The sequence below is a fragment of the Clostridium thermobutyricum DSM 4928 genome (genome assembly GCF_002050515.1).
Taxonomy (GTDB): Bacteria; Bacillota; Clostridia; order Clostridiales; family Clostridiaceae; genus Clostridium; species Clostridium thermobutyricum.
Genome location: NZ_LTAY01000029.1, coordinates 21,208 through 39,711, shown reverse-complemented (window position 1 = coordinate 39,711; position 18,504 = coordinate 21,208). Strand labels below are relative to the sequence as shown.

19 protein-coding genes, 1 riboswitch and 1 other annotated feature are annotated in these 18,504 nt (G+C 26.3%); of the genes, 17 read left to right on the top strand and 2 right to left on the bottom strand.

The features are described from left to right. Together CLTHE_RS05605 and CLTHE_RS05600 are read left to right on the top strand one after the other, a co-directional pair. The coding region (locus CLTHE_RS05605) for a sigma factor-like helix-turn-helix DNA-binding protein (protein WP_278320286.1) at positions 1-265 on the top strand (265 nt) is incomplete at its 5' end. A 4-nt stretch (positions 266-269) separates the two neighbouring features. Further along, positions 270-1,217, top strand: coding sequence for a DUF4179 domain-containing protein (locus tag CLTHE_RS05600; RefSeq protein WP_080022382.1), 948 nt, complete (start codon positions 270-272; stop codon positions 1,215-1,217). Between the two features lie 117 nt (positions 1,218-1,334). Here CLTHE_RS05600 and CLTHE_RS05595 read toward each other — a convergent pair whose 3' ends face one another. Further along, on the bottom strand, positions 1,335-2,207 hold the full coding sequence (locus tag CLTHE_RS05595) for a LysR family transcriptional regulator (protein WP_080022381.1): 873 nt from the start codon (positions 2,205-2,207) through the stop codon (positions 1,335-1,337). Positions 2,208-2,334: 127 nt separating this feature from the next. Between CLTHE_RS05595 and CLTHE_RS05590 the strand changes: the two genes are divergently transcribed. The 9 genes from CLTHE_RS05590 to CLTHE_RS05550 all read left to right on the top strand — a co-directional run bounded on the left by CLTHE_RS05590 (position 2,335) and on the right by CLTHE_RS05550 (position 11,811). Continuing rightward, positions 2,335-3,486, top strand: coding sequence for an MFS transporter (locus tag CLTHE_RS05590; RefSeq protein WP_158082667.1), 1,152 nt, complete (start codon positions 2,335-2,337; stop codon positions 3,484-3,486). Between the two features lie 167 nt (positions 3,487-3,653). Next, positions 3,654-3,953: a hypothetical protein gene (locus tag CLTHE_RS05585; protein WP_080022379.1), complete on the top strand. Its 300-nt coding sequence runs from the start codon at positions 3,654-3,656 to the stop codon at positions 3,951-3,953. A 26-nt stretch (positions 3,954-3,979) separates the two neighbouring features. Continuing rightward, a complete protein-coding gene (gene recQ / locus CLTHE_RS05580; protein ID WP_080022378.1) occupies positions 3,980-5,740 on the top strand; it encodes a DNA helicase RecQ in 1,761 nt (586 codons plus the stop codon). A 103-nt stretch (positions 5,741-5,843) separates the two neighbouring features. Beyond that, positions 5,844-7,766: a PrkA family serine protein kinase gene (locus tag CLTHE_RS05575; RefSeq protein ID WP_080022377.1), complete on the top strand. Its 1,923-nt coding sequence runs from the start codon at positions 5,844-5,846 to the stop codon at positions 7,764-7,766. Positions 7,767-7,772: 6 nt separating this feature from the next. Continuing rightward, positions 7,773-8,951 (top strand): sporulation protein YhbH, encoded by a 1,179-nt coding sequence (gene yhbH / locus CLTHE_RS05570; protein WP_080022376.1) that lies wholly within the window; start codon positions 7,773-7,775, stop codon positions 8,949-8,951. 3 nt (positions 8,952-8,954) lie between these two features. Beyond that, positions 8,955-10,343, top strand: a complete 1,389-nt coding sequence (locus CLTHE_RS05565) for a SpoVR family protein (protein WP_080022375.1) — start codon at positions 8,955-8,957, stop codon at positions 10,341-10,343. A gap of 43 nt (positions 10,344-10,386) precedes the next feature. Further along, positions 10,387-10,935 carry a rubrerythrin family protein gene (locus CLTHE_RS05560; protein WP_080022374.1) on the top strand — a complete coding sequence of 183 codons (549 nt, stop codon included), beginning with the start codon at positions 10,387-10,389 and terminating at the stop codon, positions 10,933-10,935. Between the two features lie 4 nt (positions 10,936-10,939). Beyond that, positions 10,940-11,359 carry a hypothetical protein gene (locus tag CLTHE_RS16665; RefSeq protein ID WP_080022373.1) on the top strand — a complete coding sequence of 140 codons (420 nt, stop codon included), beginning with the start codon at positions 10,940-10,942 and terminating at the stop codon, positions 11,357-11,359. Positions 11,360-11,427: 68 nt separating this feature from the next. Further along, entirely contained in the window at positions 11,428-11,811 is a 384-nt protein-coding gene (locus CLTHE_RS05550; protein ID WP_080022372.1) for a hypothetical protein, read from the top strand. A 29-nt stretch (positions 11,812-11,840) separates the two neighbouring features. Here the strand turns inward: CLTHE_RS05550 and pssA are convergent, their stop codons facing one another. Next, positions 11,841-12,362: a CDP-diacylglycerol--serine O-phosphatidyltransferase gene (pssA, locus tag CLTHE_RS05545; RefSeq protein WP_080022371.1), complete on the bottom strand. Its 522-nt coding sequence runs from the start codon at positions 12,360-12,362 to the stop codon at positions 11,841-11,843. 225 nt (positions 12,363-12,587) lie between these two features. Here pssA and CLTHE_RS05540 point away from each other — a divergent pair, with 225 nt between their 5' ends. The 6 genes from CLTHE_RS05540 to epsC all read left to right on the top strand — a co-directional run bounded on the left by CLTHE_RS05540 (position 12,588) and on the right by epsC (position 18,489). Continuing rightward, positions 12,588-13,469: a YegS/Rv2252/BmrU family lipid kinase gene (locus CLTHE_RS05540; RefSeq protein ID WP_080022370.1), complete on the top strand. Its 882-nt coding sequence runs from the start codon at positions 12,588-12,590 to the stop codon at positions 13,467-13,469. A gap of 113 nt (positions 13,470-13,582) precedes the next feature. After that, entirely contained in the window at positions 13,583-14,182 is a 600-nt protein-coding gene (locus CLTHE_RS05535) for a hypothetical protein (protein ID WP_158082666.1), read from the top strand. 265 nt (positions 14,183-14,447) lie between these two features. After that, complete coding sequence (locus CLTHE_RS05530; protein WP_080022368.1) at positions 14,448-15,713, top strand: magnesium transporter; 1,266 nt, start codon at positions 14,448-14,450, stop codon at positions 15,711-15,713. 74 nt (positions 15,714-15,787) lie between these two features. Further along, positions 15,788-15,889: riboswitch (TPP riboswitch) on the top strand. A gap of 84 nt (positions 15,890-15,973) precedes the next feature. Then, positions 15,974-16,564 carry an energy-coupled thiamine transporter ThiT gene (gene thiT / locus CLTHE_RS05525; RefSeq protein ID WP_080022367.1) on the top strand — a complete coding sequence of 197 codons (591 nt, stop codon included), beginning with the start codon at positions 15,974-15,976 and terminating at the stop codon, positions 16,562-16,564. Positions 16,565-16,654: 90 nt separating this feature from the next. After that, positions 16,655-16,890: a binding site (T-box leader), on the top strand. Positions 16,891-16,954: 64 nt separating this feature from the next. After that, on the top strand, positions 16,955-17,863 hold the full coding sequence (gene cysK / locus CLTHE_RS05520; RefSeq protein WP_080022366.1) for a cysteine synthase A: 909 nt from the start codon (positions 16,955-16,957) through the stop codon (positions 17,861-17,863). 38 nt (positions 17,864-17,901) lie between these two features. After that, positions 17,902-18,489, top strand: coding sequence for a serine O-acetyltransferase EpsC (epsC, locus tag CLTHE_RS05515; protein WP_080022365.1), 588 nt, complete (start codon positions 17,902-17,904; stop codon positions 18,487-18,489). Positions 18,490-18,504 lie beyond the last annotated feature (15 nt).

Genomic DNA, 18,504 nt, shown 5'->3' with positions numbered 1-18,504 from the left:
ATATAGAAAAGATACTAAAAGACAAATTAATTTAGAAAGCAATAATATTAAAAATTTTAATGAGGAAGAACTAATAAAAAATATAGATTTATACGAAGCAATAGACAAATTATCATTAAACTATAAAACAGCTATAATTCTTAAATATATTCATGATATGAAAATTAAAGAAGTAGCAAGAATTATGGAGATTAATGAAAATACAGCTAAATCCTATATTTATAGAGGGTTAAAAATTTTAAATTCTGAATTAAGAGAGGTATAAGAATATGAGAGAGTTAGATAAAATAAAAGTTCCAAATAATTTAGATAAATTAACAGATAAAGCTATAGAAAAAGGAGTTAAATATAAGAAATCTCAAAAAAGAAAAGTAAAATATATAGGAATGGTAGCTGTATTTAGTTTAATATTTACAACTGGATTAGTTACTACAGGAGTTGCGGATGAAATTCCTCTTTTAGGAAATGTTTTTAAAGAGTTGAGAAATGAATTAGGATTAAGAGGAGAAGTTAAAGGAGTAAATATTAGTACTGAGCCAATAGTACAAAATGGGGTAAGTATACAAGCTCAAGATGCTATTTGTGATGACTATGGAGTTTATGTATCTTTCGTTGTAAAGACAGATAAAGATAAACCATTTTTAAATGACTTAAATGATAAACAATTGTTAGTATCAGAAAGAGGAGTAGTTGATTTTGAAGATGGAGAATTAGAAACACTAGGATTGTCTGGTCTTCAAGGTAAATTTATAGATGAACATACTTTTATAGGAGTTAAAAGTTTTTCTTTTAATGGAAAAAAAGATATTCCAAAGAATTTTAATATTAATGTAGAATTTGAAAGTGTAGCTTTAAATTCTGTAGAGGACAATGTCCCTAGAGTATCAGGGAATTGGAAATTTAATATTCCTGTAGAATATAAAAAGGGAATAAAAGAAATAAATACTAATATAAAGAATGGAAATATAGAAATTGAGAAAATTAATATAGGAAAATTAAATACTGAATTAGTAGTTAAAGGTCCTAAAAATATAATGCAAACAGATGAAGCTACTATATTTTTATATGATGATAAAGGAAAAGAAATTTATCTTTTAAATAGATTTGATAGTGATTCAGATAAAGTAGTATATAAATTTGGTGGAGTTTCAGAAGATACAAAAGAGATTACAGTTAAATTCTCAGATGGAACTATGAAAAAAGTAAAAATGGATTAAATAGATTTTGGGAAATTTATATCTATATAGAGAAAATATTATATTTTAAAGAGTGAAAAAGAATTAATAGTTAAAAAGGCCATCTTAAAAAAAGTGGCCTTTTAATTATGAAAAATTTTACTTGAAAAACTGAATTAAAAATGTTTTAAATTCTTTAAGATCTTTAGTTAGATTATTTTTTTCATTCCAAGATAAACTTATTGTTCTTTCTGTAGAAACATCAGATAACTCAATTTTTACTGGAAAATTAGTTCTATCAGTATTCCACCAATATTCTGGCATAAATGCTACTCCAAAATTATCTAAAACTAATTTAAACATTACTTCAATATCATTACTTTCAAACATTATATTAGGTTCAAATCCATTTTCAATACATAAATCTTTTATATTTTCTTGAAATATGTAATCTGTAGTTAAAGCAATAATAGGTTCGTTTTTTATTTCTTTAATTTTTACACTTTTCTTTTTAGCAAAAGGATGATTTTTATCTACAGCTAGGAAAAATTTATCTTTTTTTAGAGGAATAGATATAACTCCTTTCTTTTTTATAGGAGGAGTTGAAATTGCAAAATCAATAGTTCCTTCCTCTAATCTTTTCTCAATTTCTTTTGTTGATAATTGAAATAATTGAAATTTAATATTAGGATTTATTCTTAAAAATTCTTTAAATACATCTGGTAAGAGCATTGTTATTGTAGCTCCAACAGTTATAGTTCTGCTTTTTATTCCAAGGAGTTCGTTAATTTCAATTTTGCCTTCCTCAAGTTCATAAAAAGCTTTTTCAACTCTTTTTAAAAAAATATTTCCATATTCGTTTAACTTTATTTGTCTACCATCTCTTTTAAATAGTTCTACACCTAAATCTTCTTCTAGTCTAGTTATAGTTCTACTTAAAGAGGATTGTGATATGTATAGTTCATTAGCTGCTTTAGTCATATGTTGAACTTTAGCAACTTTAATAAAATATTTTAATTGTAATAATTCCATTTTCTTCTCCTTATATGTATTTTAATACATAATATTATATCAAATTATGTATTAGAATTTATTTATTTTTAAATATATAATTAACCCATAAAATAAGAATGAAAATTAAATGAAGGAGGAATTTAAAATGAAACGAATTTTATTTGTTATATGTATAATGGCTGCTAGTGCAAATTTACCAGCACCATTATTTCCTATATATCAATCTCATTTTAATTTAAATAATTTTGATTTAACTTTATTATTTGCTATATATACAGCATGTATGTTACCAAGCTTACTAATATCTACTTCTTTAGTGAAAAGAAATGGAACAAAGCCTGTAGTATTTACAGGAGTTATATTAGCCATAATTTCATCTATAATTTTTATTTTAACTAAGGAAGCTTGGATGTTATATTTTGCAAGAGCAGTTGAAGGAATTGCGCTTGGAATTTTTATGGGAACTAGTAATGGATTGCTTATAAAAAACAGCTCAAATATAACTAAAGCTTTATCATTATCAGGGATAATGACTTTATTTGGCTTTGGGGTTGGACCATTTATAAGTGGATTAATAGCTCAATACATAACTATAAATCCTTATGTACTTCCTTATGTTGTTTTAATGGTTCTATTAATTATAGCTGCCATAATATTAAGTACAGTTAAAAAAGGTGAGGAAGAGATTAATAAGAAGGAAAAAATTAAATTTAGTTTAGGAATACCTAAGAATTCTAAGATTTTATTTTTAATGTTTATTTGTCCTACTATATTTATAATGTTAGCCCTTAATGGAGTAGTAATTTCTCTGATTCCTATTTTTGTGCGCAATATACTTAAATCTAGTAATTTAGCTTATTCAGGAATATTACTTATGATATTCTTAGGTGGAGGATTTATGGCTCAATTAATTAGAGTTCCTAGAGAAAAAGAAAAAAGAATTCAAATAGGTATTATACTTCTTATATTAGGAACTTGGATTGTAATAGAATCAGGAATTAGAGTAAATATGATACTTCTTTTCTTAGGAATGATTATTTTAGCATTTGGAAACGGATTAACTTTTCAATCTAGTATTCAATTAGCAGGTATGATTTCTACAAAAGAAGAATCTTCAAGTGTTATTTCAACTTATTATTTAGCTGGGTATACAGGAATGGCTATTCCAACTATAGGAATAGGAATTTTATCTGTAATATTAGGGCTTATGACATCTTTAATAATATTTGGAGTTATAATAACAATTTTAGGAATAGTATTAGTATTATCTCCTAGATTTATAAAAGAAAAAAATTAAATATTAAATAAAAAGAGAGGTTTTCTTAATTTTGAGAAAGGCTCTCTATTTTTTTATTTAAAATTGTATGTTTTTACTTAGTAATGGAAATATTTTAATAAAGTTGATATAGATAAAAAATAAATGGTATATTAAAATTATAATAAAAAAGGAAACAGGAGTTCTATATGAAAAAAACAAGTAAAAATAATGATTTTTTAAATGATGTTAGAAGTGATTTATCACCAAAGGTTTATGAAGTTGTATTAGATTTAGTAAATGAAGATAGGGAAGATTTAGCTAAGGATGTAATAAAGATAGATTATCTTTTAGATTATACGAGCAGATGCTTAAAGGCTAAGGATAAAAGAGAAGCTAAAGAAAGTATTGAAAGGGCAAAGATAAGAATAGATAATATTTTAAAAGAAGGTTTTAGTATAGATTATATTGTTTATCTTTATGAAGGGATAAGAAAAAAAGTAAAATAAAATATTAGGAAGGAGATGACAGCAAATTGAATATAAAAGATAAAGCATATTATGCATTAAATAAATTTTATGGATATAAAAGCTTTAGAGAAGGACAATTAGAAGTTATAGAAAAAATAGCGTTTAATAAAGATGTTTTTTGTCTTCTTCCAACTGGAGGAGGAAAGTCAGTTTGTTATCAGATTCCTTCTATTATATTAGATGGAGTTACTATAGTTATATCTCCTTTAATCTCTTTAATGAAAGACCAAGTAGATAATTTAAGAGAGCTTGGAATAAAGGGAACTTTTATAAATAGTAGTTTAAGCAATGAAAAAATAAAAGAAATACTTAAAGATGCAATGTTTGGAGAATATAAAATAATATATATATCACCTGAGCGTTTAGAATCAGAGTATTTTAAAAAGATGATAAGAGAAATAAATATATCCCATATTGCAATTGATGAAGCTCATTGTGTTTCAGAATGGGGGCATGATTTTAGAAAAAGCTATAGAGCTATAAAACCTTTTTATAATAGTTTAAAAAAGAGACCTGTTATTTCTGCATTTACAGCAACCGCAACAAAGGAAGTAATGGAAGATTCTATAAAGCTTTTAGGTTTAAATAATCCATACATATATAAAGGGGATATAAATAGAAATAATTTAAAAATATCTGTATTAAAAGAGATAGATAAAGAAGAAGTTAAAGATATAATAAGAGATCATGAAGATGAATCAGGAATAATTTATTGTTCTTCAAGAAAAGAAGTAGATGAACTTTATTATATTTTAAATGATTTAGGATATAGTGTTTTAAAATATCATGGTGGAATGAGTGAAGAGGACAAAGAAAAATCACAAGATGCCTTTTTAGATGAAGAAAAAAATGTGATGATAGCTACAAATGCTTTTGGAATGGGAATAGATAAAAGCAATATAAGATTTATAGTTCATTTTACTATGCCTAAAAATTTAGAGAGCTATTATCAAGAAATAGGCCGTGGAGGAAGGGATGGAACATCTTGTGATTGTTACCTTTTCTATTGTAGAAATGATATAAGTAGAGTTGAATTTTTAATAAATAAAAGTATTCCTTTAAGTAGAAGAGAAATAGCAATTAGGAAACTTCAAAGTATGATTGATTATTGTGAATATGATGATTGTTATAGAGGATTTTTATTAGACTATTTCAATAATGAAAGAAAAATAAATTTTTGTAATAATTGTTCTAACTGCTTAAATTCAGATAAGGCAAGAGATTTTACAAGGGAAGCACAAATAATACTTTCTACAGTTTTTAGAACTAGAGAAAAATTCGGTATATCAGTTTTGGTAGATATTTTAAAAGGGATAAAAGGACCTAAAGTAATAAAATATGAATTAGATAAAGTTACTACTTTTGGTCTTATGAAAGAGTATTCTTCAAAATATATAAGAGAAATAATAAGTGGACTTTTAGAAATGGGGTATGTTTCATTAAAGGAAGGAACATATTCGATGCTAAAATTAAATAATTTTTCTATGAAAGTTTTAAAATCTGAAGAAGATGTTTTAATGGTTTTAGAAAGTATTGAAGAAGAGATATTAAATAAAGATTTATACAATGCATTAAAGACTTGGAGACGTATAGTATCTAATAAAGAAGGTGTAAGACCATATATTATTTTTTCAGATACATCTCTTATTAATATAGCTAATATTAAGCCGAAAACTAAGGAAGAGCTACTTTCTATAAGAGGAATGGGAGAGAAAAAATTCGAAAAATATGGAGAAGAGATATTAAAATTAATAAGTAATATGTAAATTAGAGTTAAAAGAATTAGAAAAAAAAGATTTCTAATTCTTTTTTTTAGTATATAAAAGAAAATTTTAAGAATATATTTTAATAAAAAGGAGGGGGTATAATATGGATTTTAGAGAATTTATACAAACCGATAGAGAGAATAGAGAAAAAGAAAAATTTAATGGAACATTTTTAGATTACTTAGAGATTATAAAAAATAATCCAGACATTGCAAAATTATCACATAAAAGATTATATGATAAGATTTCAGAACAAGGTGTAGAAGTTTTAAAAGGTGAAGAAAATTATAAGATAAAAAGAATTTATGGAAATGAAATAATAAGAAAATATGGATTTTTTAAAGATAATTTTTTTGGAATAGATAAAGTTATTATGAAGCTTATGAATTATTTTCATTCAGCAGCAATGCAAGGAGAAGAAGCAAGACAAGTTTTATATCTTGTAGGACCAGTTGGTGCAGGAAAATCTTCACTTGTTGAATCATTAAAAAAAGCATTAGAAACTTGTGAACCAATCTATTCAATAAAAGGGTGCCCAATGCATGAAGAGCCTCTTCATCTTATTCCAAAACATTTAAGACCAGATTTTGAAAAAATGTTAGGAGTAAAAATAGAAGGTGATTTATGTCCAGTTTGTAAGTATAGACTTATAAATGAATATGGTGGTAAATATGAAGAAATGCCAATTGAAAAGAAAGGATTTTCTATTCGTTCAAGAAAAGGAATAGGAGTAGTTCCACCAGTTGATCCTAATAATCAAGATACTTCAATTTTAACAGGTTCAATTGATATTTCTAAAATGGATATGTATGCAGAAGATGATCCAAGAATATTCTCTTTAAATGGTGCATTTAATGTTGGAAATAGAGGGATGGTTGAATTTATAGAAGTATTTAAAAATGATGTTGAATATCTTCATACAATAATTACTGCAACTCAAGAAAAATCAATTCCATCACCAGGAAAAGGTTCAATGATTTATTTTGATGGAGTTATAGTTGCTCACTCAAATGAAGCTGAATGGAATAAATTTAAATCAGATCATACAAATGAAGCTATTTTAGATAGAATAGTAAAAATAGAAGTTCCTTACTGTTTAGAACTTGATGAAGAAATAAAAATTTATGAAAAGATTCTTAAAAAGAGTACTTTTAATGCACACATTGCGCCACATACAATTGAAATTGCAGCTATGTTTGCTATATTAACTAGACTTATGAGCTCAAATAAAGTTGATCCTATAACTAAGCTTAAAATTTATAATGGAGAAGAAATAGTTGAAAAAGGTTCAACAAAGAGAATTGATATTGGAGAGCTTAGAGAAGAAGCTGGTGCTTATGAAGGCATGAAGGGAATTTCAACTAGATTTATAGTTAAAGCTATTGATAATGCACTTTCAAATTCAGAGCATAATTGTATAAATCCATTAAGCATAATGGAAAGTATAATTAAATCTGTTAAGGAAATGGATATTTCTAGTGATGATAAAAAGAAATATCTTGGATTTATTCAAGATACTATAAGAAAAGAATATAATAAAATTCTTGAAAAAGAAATTACTAAAGCATTTATTCATTCATTTAGAGAACAAGCAGAAAGTCTTTTCAATAATTATATAGATAATGCAGAAGCATTTGTTAATAAGAGTAAAATAAAAGATTCATCAACAGGAGAAGAGTTAAATCCTGATGAAGAATTTATGAGAAGTATTGAAGAATATATAGGTGTATCAGAATCTTCAAGTAAAGGCTTTAGAGCTGATGTTACATCTTACATGTTCTATTTAGTAAGAAATGGAGCTAATATTGATTATACATCTTATGAGCCTTTAAAAGAGGCTATAGAAAAGAAACTTATGGCATCTGTAAAAGACCTTTCAAGAATAATAACAAAATCTAGAGTTAGAAATAAAGAGCAAAAAGAAAAATATAATGCTATGGTTGCTGAAATGCAAAACAATGGATATTGCCTACATTGTTGTGATGTAATACTAAAATATGCAGCAAATAATCTTTGGAAGGATTAATTTTTAATGGCTATATTTAGAGATAATACAGCAACTCCAGTTGATCATGACAGATCAATTGAAGATAGAAGAAGACATAGACAATTAGTTGAAAAGTCTATAAAAGAAAATTTAGGTGATATTTTATCAGAAGAAAGCATTATAGGTGAGGGAAAAAATAAAAAGTTTAAAATACCTATTAGAGGAATAAAGGAATATCAATTTATATATGGAAAAAACTCTGGTGGAGTAGCATCAGGAACTGGAGAAGAAAAGCGTGGAGATAAAATTGGAAATGGAACATCTAGGTCTGGCAAAGGAAATGGAAAAGGTGCCGGAAATAGTGAAGGTGATGACATTTATGAAACTGAAATAACATTAGAGGAACTTTTAGATTATATAGTAGAAGATTTAGATTTACCAAATTTAGATAGAAAAAAATATTCTGAAATATTAGTTGAAAGTTCAGGTAAAAAATGTGGTTATCAAAAATATGGAATAAGGCCAAGACTTGCTAAAAAGAAAACAGTAATGTCTAAAATAGCTAGAAAACAAGGAAAGAAAAGAGCATTAAGAGAAATTTCAAAGGATATAGATTCTATGGAGAGATTTCCATTTAGAGAAGATGATTTAAGATATTACAGAGTAAAACAAAAACCAAAAAGAGAAAGTAATGCATTAATGATTTTTATAATGGATGTTTCAGGGTCTATGGATAGTACAAAAAAATATCTTGCTAGATCATTTTTCTTTGTTTTATCAAGATTTTTAAATAAAAAATACAATAATATAGCTTTTGAATTTATATCTCATACAACTACTGCAAAAAGAGTAAATGAATTTGAGTTTTTTCATAAAGCAGAATCTGGAGGAACTTATATTTCAAGTGGAATAGTTAAAGCTTTAGAACTTATAGAAGAAAAATACCCAGCTGAAATGTGGAACATTTATCCTGTATACGCTAGTGATGGAGATAACTGGACAGAAGATAATGAAAAGGCTATTAAAAGTGTTAAAGAACTTTGTGATATAAGCAATATGTTTGCATATTGTGAGCTTTTACCTTCCACTTATTCTACAACTATGTATTATAGATTTTCAAAAGAAATTGAAAAGGAAAATTTTATACCTGTAATAGTTAAAGAAAAAAAAGATTTATGGGAAGCTTTAAAAACAATATTAAATAAAGAGTTAGGGGAGGAGTAAGCTTTGGAATATAACTTAAAAGATTTAGAAGTGTGGAATGAAAAAATTGAAAAAGTTGCTAAAGATTTTGGATTAGATTACTATCCCCAAGAATTTGAAATAATAAGTTTTAATGAAATGATAGGATATGAGGCATATGTAGGTATGCCTTCTAAATATCCTCATTGGAGTTATGGAAAGGCTTATGAAAAAAATAAAACTTTGTATTCTTTAAATATGACAGGACTTCCATATGAAATGGTTATTAATTCAAATCCTTGTCTTGCATATTTAATGAATGAAAATACTCTATTACTTCAAATTCTTACTATTGCCCATGTTTATGGACACAATGATTTCTTTAAAAATAATAGATTATTTAAAGAAGGAACTAACGCAGAGAGAACTTTAGAAATGTTTAAGTTAGATGCTGAAATAATTAGAAGTTATATAAATAATCCCGATATAGGATATGAAAAAGTAGAGAAAATATTAGATGCAGCTCATTCAATTAGGTATTCTATAGGTAGAACTATTGGAGTTAAAGAAATATCTGATAAAGAAATAAGAAGTAGAAGAATAGAAGATTATAAAAAAGAAATAGAAAATAGAGATTTATTAGATATGTATGAAGAAGTAAGTGTCCCAGAAGTAGATAAAATTCCGTTAGAACCTAGAGATGATGTTATGGGATTTATAATTGAATATGGAAAACTTGAAGAATGGGAAAAAAATATTTTAAGAATAGTAAAAAGAGAATCTGAATATTTTCTTCCACAGATAGAAACAAAAACTATAAATGAAGGTTGGGCTTGTTTTTGTCATTATAATATTTTAAAAAGATTAGATTTAGATGAAGGTTTATATTTAGAATTTTTAAAAAGACATAATGATGTTGTAGCTCCTATATTAGGAGGAATGAATCCTTATTATGTTGGATTTAAAATTTTTATGGATCTTTACGAAAAGTATGGAATAGAAAAAGTTTTTGAAGTTAGAAAGTTAGAAAGAGATTCATCTTTTATAAGAAGGTATTTAACTAAGGAGTTATGTGAAGAATTAAATTTATTCCAATATGGAAAAAAGGTATTTGATTTTGTTGTAGAAGAAGTTTCTGATGAAAAAGGTTGGAAGTCTATAAGAGATAAGATGTCAGAAGAAATGGGAATACAAGGAATACCACATATAAGAGTAATTGATTTAAATAAAAGAGATTATTGCTTAACTTTAGAGCATGTTTTTGATGGAAGAGAACTAGAAATTTCTTATGCAAAAGAAACTGTTAAATATATAGGAAAATTATGGGGATATAAAGTGAAATTAAATACGCAAAACAAAGAAGGAGAAGAATTTGCCATAACATGTAATGAAAAAGGCAAAATTTTAATTACTGAAAGTAACAAAAGAATATAGTATGAATAAGTATATATTATAGCAATCATATAGGAGAAAATCTTTGAAAATTTCAGGTAGTCAAACAGAAAAAAATTTATATAAGACTTTTGCTGGAGAATCAAGGGCCAGAGGAAAATACAATTTATTTGGAGAAAAAGCACGTGAAGAAGGATATATGTGGGTAGCTCAAGTGTTTGATGAAACAGCAGAGAATGAATTTGCTCATTCAAGAGAGGCTTATAAAAGGTTTTTAGATAACATTGGAGATACAGAAGAAAATCTTTTAAGCGCTGCTTGTGGAGAATTTGAAGAAACTGAAAATATATATAAAGAATTTGAAGAAGTGGCCAAGAAAGAGGGCTTTGAAGAGATAGCGACTTTTTATCGTGAACTTAGAGAAGTTGAAGAATCACATAAAGAGAGATTTTTATTTTTAAGTGAACTTCTAAAAAATAAAAAAATGTTTAAGTCTGATTGTAAAAGAACTTGGAAGTGCTTAAATTGCGGATATATACATGAAGGATATGAAGCTCCAATTGTTTGTCCACTTTGCAAATATGAAAGAGGATATTTTAGACAAGAAAGTGAATTAAAAAAATGTGAAGGGTGATAATATGTTTTGTAGATTCCCAAAAGAATATTTTTTCAAAGTTGAAAAGGAAGAAGGATTAATAGATTTTGAAGAAGAGTCATCAGACTTAAGAGGTGACGATTTAGAAGATAATATTTATGATGAAAGAACTAAGTGTGCTTGTAAAAAAGGACATGTTAAATATGTTGATGATAAATGCGAAAGTTGTAAAAAAGAACATGTTCAACATGAAGAACATAAATGTGAAGCATGCAAAGGAGAAAAACATAAAAAAGAAACTGAATGTAAGAGTTGCAAAAAAGAGAAAAAAGATGGGTATGTTTGTGATGTAAAAGAATTTGAAATCTATCATATGGCTGATGAAGATTATATTCATGAGTTAGAAAAAGAAGATAAAAAGTGCAAATGTAATTGTAAATGCAAAGAAGATAGAGAAGAGTAATGTAAATATAGACTGTATCTAATTTAGGTGCAGTCTATATTTATAAATTAATTTTATAGGAGTGGAGTATGGGAAAACATTTAATGGATACTCAATATGAGGACTTAATGAATTTAACTGAGCTTTTAAAAAGATTAGTAGATTCATATAGACTTCTTATAGGAGGGGCTGCTGAATTGAATAATATTTACCCTAGAAAAAAATCAGATGTTGAAGATGCATTAGACAGAGTTGATAATGTTGGAGAAGTAATTGATGATTTAATAAAAGTTATTGAAACGCATGGCGAAAAATATCTTGAATATATACATCTTAAAAATAAAGTTATAAATACAAAATATGAAAAGAAATTAATGGAAAAAGAATTGAATAATGTAATTCAAACAGAAATAAATAATGAATTATATTTTCAAAATAATCAAGTAGGACGAGAAAATGATGATGAAGAATAAAAAAAGCAGAGATATAATCTCTGCCTATTTTATAGTTTTTTAAGTTTTATATTACTAACCATTAAATATGAACCTATTATCATAAGAATTACTGTTAATAAAACAGGTAATTTAACGTATAGAGATATAATTGCATAAACTGCCATAAAGCATCCTGCAATAGTTATTGGAATACCTCTAAAATTTCCATCGAATGTAGATACATTATATCTTGCAAGTCTAAATGCACCACAAATAGGAAATGCTAAAAGAATAGCGTAGCCTAATATACCTTTTGGCCCTAATTGGCTAAAATGAAATAATACAAATATTAATATTGATGGAGCCACTCCAAAAGACACTAGGTCAGCTAAAGAATCTAATTCTTTTCCTAATTCACTAGATACATTTAAGTATCTTGCAACTCTTCCATCATATCTATCAACAAGTGCAGCTAATATGATAAAAATAGCAGCTTGAAGATATCTTTCATCAAAAACGGATAATAAAGATAATACCCCACAAGATAAATTTATAAATGTAAATATATTAGGAATACAACTTTTTTTCATATAATCACTCCTAAAATTTATATATAACCTACATTGAATAATTATATCATAGATAAATTTATAATATAAGAGAAATTTTATAGTTTAAGAATATCTTTAGATAAAAATGTTATTATATACAAATAATATAAATAAACATATATAATAAGGTTTGATAAAATCTCGACAATAAAATTTAATAATGATATAATTCTAAAATAGTGTAGTTTATAAGGGAGGAAAAACATGAAAAAGGTAAGGTTCATATATAATCCTTATTCAGGAGAAGGCGTAATACTACAAAAATTAGACAAGGTTATTGAAATACATCAAAAAGCAGGATATATAATATGTCCTTATAGAATTGAAAGAGGGCAAAATATAGAAGATGCTTTTGATTTAATTGATAAACATTATGAATATATTCTTGTTGCAGGTGGGGATGGAACAGTAGATTCAGTTGTAAATATTATGATGAAAAAAAATATAAACTTACCACTTGGAATACTTCCAGTAGGAACAGCAAATGATTTTGGTAAATTATTAGATATTCCGGCAGATGTAGAAGAAGCATGTAAAAGAATAGTATCAACTGTAGAGCCTCGTTCAATAGACATAGGTAAAATAAATGATAAGTATTTTGTTAATGTAGCTAGTACTGGATTATTTACAGATGTTTCTCAAAAAGTAGATATAAATTTAAAAAATACACTTGGTAAATTAGCGTATTATTTAAAAGGAATAGATGAAATAAAAAACTTTAGAAAATTAAAAGTTAAATTAACTTCTAACGAATATAATTATGAAGGATATATGTATCTAATGCTAATGTTCAATGGAAAAACTGCTGGAAATTTAAATATAGCAAGTAGGTCTGATGTTGAAGATGGTAAATTAGATATTGTTTTATTTAAACCAGTTCCAATAATTGAAGTTTTACCACTTTTCTTAAAAGTTTTAAGAGGAGAGCATTTAGATTCAAAAAAAGTAATTTACTTTAAAACAGATAGTCTTTTAGTGGAATGTGAAGAAGATATTGTTACGGATATTGATGGAGAAAAAGGTCCAGATTTTCCACTTAAAGTTAAATGTATAAAAGGTGGATTAAAAGTTTTAGGAATAAATTAAAAAGAATAATAATAAGTATAAATAACAATTATGTAATGAGGAGGAAGACCATTTTGAGTTTTATCTATTATACAATATTGCTGTTTATACTTTTTTTAATTTTAAATTTAATAATGAAAAATGAAGAAAAATCACCAAAGAAATTGAAGATGTACTTTAGAATAGCTTTAGGGGTATTTTTAATTAGATACTTAACACTTCTTTTAATATGCCTTTTAAAAAATGTTGAGACTGTATATTTATTTAAAAATTTTGTTTATCTAAATTATCTTTCTATACCATTAGTAGTTCTTGCACTATTTTTTATATATTTAAGATTTGATAATTTATCATTTAATATTATTTATGGAATAGGATCTATATTAATTTGTTTATATATTATAGGAATGGTATTTAGTACAGGAATAGTAACTTTAGATATAAATTTTGGATATATAATGCAATTGAAATATGGGGAATTTATTACTGCTATTATTGTAATAATATTAGGACTTTTCTTAGTATTTAGCGTTATATTTATAGACAAGCCTAATATTAATAAAAAAGGAATATGTAGTTTAATATTAATACTTATTGTAATATTAGTTGAAAATATTTTGATACTTATGAAATTTAGCATATTACCATATACAATAATAAGCGAATTTATATTTTTGATAATAGTGGAAAGGGCAATTGGTGGATTTAAAAAAGTAAAGAGTGAAAATAAATAAATGAAAAGGCTTTAATCACTTTTAATTTGTCTTTATATATACTATAATTAATTATATAACATATAATATTAGTAGCATTTAATGGCTTTTTTAAGAAAGCCATTTTTTATGTAGATTTATAAATAAAGGTGGTGTTTTTAAATGGAGGGTGGACCTCATATGAATAAAGAAAATCCAAAACCCAAAAAATACTTTAGAGAAAAACCTCTGTTTAAAAATTAATTTTTAAATAAGTTTCTCTAAAGATAATAAGGAGGAACTATTTATGAAAAGATTATCTGTATTTTCATTTACAGATATATTAGGAAATAAAATGTATGATGAATTTGGAGATGTTCTTGGTATATTGAGGGATGTTTATGTAACAACAGAGCAAGGATACCCGAGAATAATAGGATATAAAGTTAAAAGAGATGGAATAACTTATCACTTTGAATTTAGAACTATACAATATTTCTCTAATGATGGGAAAATAATAATTAAGACAAAAGGAAGTAAAGAAATACTTCCAAGAACATATTCATATCTTTTATCAAGACATCTTTTAGATAAAAAGATTGTTGATATAAATGGTAAAAAAGTAGTAAGAGTTGATAATTTAAGAATAGCTGAAATAGCTGGTGAATATAGAGTTGTAGCGGTAGAAACAGGTGGACTTAATAAATATAGAAAGTTTAAATTAGATAAGTTTATGAAATTTATATTTAAGCTTTTAGGAAAAAATATTGATGGAGCAGTCCTTATGTGGGATGATGTTGAGTCTCTAGAGATGGTAAATAATAATTTAAAGTTACAAGTACCATTTCAAAAGCTTTCGAAATTACATCCAGCGGATTTAGCAGATATTTTAGAAGAACTTGATACGAATTCTAGAAAACAAGTTTTTGAATCTTTAGATGAAGATTTAGCAGCAGATACTTTAGAAGAGCTTGAACAAGAATATAAAGGTCAAGTAATAAAAGAGTTATCAGAAACAAAAACAGCTGAGCTTTTAGAAAATATGGCAAGTGATGAAATTGCAGACATATTAGATGACCTTGATGAAGAAGAAAGAGAAAAAATTCTTGTAAATCTTGAAAAAGAGGATGCAGAAGAAGTAAAAGAACTTTTAGAATATGAAGATGAGACTGTGGGAAGTGTTATGACAAAAGATTTTATATCATTAAATTTAGATGTTACAGTTTCTGAAACAGTTGAAATTTTAAAAGAGATGAAACCTGATGAAGAAGAAATGTATTATATTTATATAACTGATAATGAGGATAAAATAAAGGGAGTAATATCTTTAAGAGATTTAATATTAAGCCCTGGAAATGAAAAATTAAAGAATATAATGAGTGAAAATTTTCAAACTCTTCAACATGAAGATGGGATAGAAAGTGCAATTGAACTTTCAAGTAAATATGATCTTTTATCTGTACCAGTTACAGATGAAGAAGGAAAGTTAGTAGGAATCATAATAATACATGATATTATAGATGAATATTTATATCCAACTTGGAAAAAGAAGAACAGAAAGTTAAAAGATTAATGAATTAGTTAATAAAAATATATATTGTTGACAATTGAATTTATAAGAATATAATTTTAGATAATGAAATAAATTAAATAAGCTAGGGGTGCCTTTTAGGCTGAGAGATATTTTTAAGTATTAACCCTTGAACCTGTATGGATAATGCCAGCGAAGGGAAGCAAATATAAAATTATAGAGTTATGATGCAAATTTAAAAGCTATATCCATATAGGATATAGCTTTTTTATATTAAACAAAAGATGAATGGAGGATATACCATGGGAATAGCAATTGTAGTTATAGGAATTGCACTTTTATTACTATATTTTTGGGATTTAAGAAAGGAGAAGTTTACCACAAGAAAACTTGTATTAATAGGATTATTTGCAGCAATATCAATTGTGCTATATATGATACCTTTTATAAAATATCCTCAAGGAGGAGGAATAACTTTCTTTTCAATGTTACCAGTAATGCTTTTAGGAGTAATATATGGAAGAAGAGAAGCATTAACTTGTGGACTTATATTTGGGTTTTTAAAAATTATTGGTGGTGGAGGAATAATAAATCCAGCAGAATTTTTATTAGATTATACACTATCAACAATGGTAATTGGACTTTCAGGAATGTTTGGAACAGATAAAAAATGGAAAATTTTCTTGGGATGTATAGTAGTTGGTTTTATAGCAGCAGGTTTAAATACTTTATCAGGAGTTTTATACTATGCACAATATGCTCCAAAAGGAATGAATATTTGGGTTTATTCAATATTATATAATTATTCAAGTACAGGTGTTGAAGCTTTAATAACAAGCATAGTAATGATGCTTTTACCTATTAAAATGTTAAAAGAAAGAATAGGTAAATAAAAATTAGTAAAGATATTACAAAAATATATGTTGACAAATAATGATATAAGAATATAATAAATTATATAAAGCATATCGAAATAGTAAGAATTAAAAGCTAAGAAAAAGAAGAGTAGTTTAAAAGAAGAATTTCAGAGAGAGGGGAATGCTGGAAACCCTTATTTAGATTTTAAATGAAGTGCCCTTTGGAGCTTAAACTCAGAAATGAAGTATGAGTTTACGGGAGTGCCCGTTATAGTAATAAAGCATGTTAGTGCTTGAATAAAGGTGGAATTATTGTTTTTAATTCAATTAGAGTGGGACCGCGAAAATACTTCGTCTCTATAAGTTTTATAGAGATGGAGTTTTTTTTTACAAAAATAAATTTAATTGAAAAGGAGAAATGAGAAAATGATTTATAATAACATTATAGAAATGATAGGAAATACACCAATATTAAAAGTTAGTAATTTAACTGATGAAAATAGTGCTGAAGTTTATGTAAAATTAGAAAAATTTAATGTAGGTGGAAGTGTAAAAGATAGAGCAGCTCTTGGAATGATTGAAAAAGCAGAAGAGTTAGGGGTATTAAAAGAAGGTTCAGTAATAGTTGAGCCTACTAGTGGAAATACAGGGATAGCAATTGCTATGGTTGGAAAACTAAAAGGATATAAAGTAATAATAGTTATGCCTGACACTATGTCTCAAGAAAGAAGAAGTCTTATTAAAGCTTATGGAGCAGAACTTATTTTAACAGAAGGATCAAAAGGAATGAAAGGTGCCATTGAAAAAGCAAATGAACTTGGTAAAAAAGATGGATATTTTATTCCTCAACAATTTGAAAATGTAGCTAATCCTCAAAAGCATTATGAAACAACTGCTGAAGAAATATATAAAGATATTCCTGATTTAGATTATTTTATAGCTGGAGTAGGAACTGGAGGAACAATAACAGGAATAGCTAAAAATTTAAAGAATAAGTTACCAAATTTAAAAGTTATTGCAGTAGAACCAGAAAATTCACAAGTATTAAGTGGAGGAGAACCAGGTCCACATAAAATTCAAGGAATTGGAGCAGGATTTGTACCTTCAATTTATGAAGAAAAATATGTAGATGAAGTAAGAACTGTAAGTGATGAGGATGCATATGATATTGCAAAGAGATTTGGAATAGAAGAAGGTGCATTAGTAGGAATTTCAAGTGGAGCTGCTATAAAAGTTGCTTTAGACTTAGCTAAGAAAGTTGGTAAAGGTAAAAAAATATTAGTTATTGCTCCTGATGGAGGAGAAAAATATATATCAACAGGATTATATGATTAATTAAATTTAAAATCTAATTTTAACAGGAGGATAAAGCGGTGTTTAAAAATTTAAAATATGGCTTAAATAGAATTTTAAAAGAAGATCCAGCCGCTAGAAGTAAGCTAGAAGTATTTATTCTATATCCATGTGTGCATGTAATGATTTTGTATAGAATTTCAAATAAACTATATAGAAAAAAGTGGTTTTTTCTAGGAAGGTTAATATCACAAATAGGAAGATTTTTAACAGGAATTGAAATACATCCAGGTGCTACTATAGGAAGAGGATTATTTATAGATCATGGAATGGGAGTAGTTATTGGTGAAACAGCTGAAGTTGGAGATGACGTTACTATATATCATGGAGTTACTTTAGGTGGGACTGGAAAAGATACAGGTAAAAGACATCCAACTATTGGAAATAATGTTATTATAGGAAGTGGAGCTAAAGTTTTAGGGCCTATTAATATTGGAAATAACGTTAAAATAGGAGCAAATTCTGTTGTTCTAAAAGATATTGCAGATAATAAAACAGCAGTTGGTATACCTGCAAAAGTTATAGAAAAAGTAAATAACAATAATATTATTGAGATAGAGGACTTTACAGGCAAAAAGAAAAAAATATATAATGATATGATTATATAGTTTATTTAAAAGAAA

Bases quoted from the DNA above. Each gene is read 5' to 3' on its own strand.
- CLTHE_RS05600 (WP_080022382.1), top strand. From the start codon at position 270: ATGAGAGAGTTAGATAAAATAAAAGTTCCAAATAATTTAGATAAATTA.
- yhbH (WP_080022376.1), top strand. From the start codon at position 7,773: ATGGCTATATTTAGAGATAATACAGCAACTCCAGTTGATCATGACAGA.
- CLTHE_RS05595 (WP_080022381.1), bottom strand. From the start codon at position 2,207: ATGGAATTATTACAATTAAAATATTTTATTAAAGTTGCTAAAGTTCAA.
- CLTHE_RS05575 (WP_080022377.1), top strand. From the start codon at position 5,844: ATGGATTTTAGAGAATTTATACAAACCGATAGAGAGAATAGAGAAAAA.
- cysK (WP_080022366.1), top strand. From the start codon at position 16,955: ATGATTTATAATAACATTATAGAAATGATAGGAAATACACCAATATTA.
- CLTHE_RS05530 (WP_080022368.1), top strand. From the start codon at position 14,448: ATGAAAAGATTATCTGTATTTTCATTTACAGATATATTAGGAAATAAA.
- CLTHE_RS05585 (WP_080022379.1), top strand. From the start codon at position 3,654: ATGAAAAAAACAAGTAAAAATAATGATTTTTTAAATGATGTTAGAAGT.
- CLTHE_RS05590 (WP_158082667.1), top strand. From the start codon at position 2,335: ATGAAACGAATTTTATTTGTTATATGTATAATGGCTGCTAGTGCAAAT.
- CLTHE_RS05540 (WP_080022370.1), top strand. From the start codon at position 12,588: ATGAAAAAGGTAAGGTTCATATATAATCCTTATTCAGGAGAAGGCGTA.
- CLTHE_RS05550 (WP_080022372.1), top strand. From the start codon at position 11,428: ATGGGAAAACATTTAATGGATACTCAATATGAGGACTTAATGAATTTA.
- CLTHE_RS05535 (WP_158082666.1), top strand. From the start codon at position 13,583: ATGAAAAATGAAGAAAAATCACCAAAGAAATTGAAGATGTACTTTAGA.
- pssA (WP_080022371.1), bottom strand. From the start codon at position 12,362: ATGAAAAAAAGTTGTATTCCTAATATATTTACATTTATAAATTTATCT.
- thiT (WP_080022367.1), top strand. From the start codon at position 15,974: ATGGGAATAGCAATTGTAGTTATAGGAATTGCACTTTTATTACTATAT.
- CLTHE_RS16665 (WP_080022373.1), top strand. From the start codon at position 10,940: ATGTTTTGTAGATTCCCAAAAGAATATTTTTTCAAAGTTGAAAAGGAA.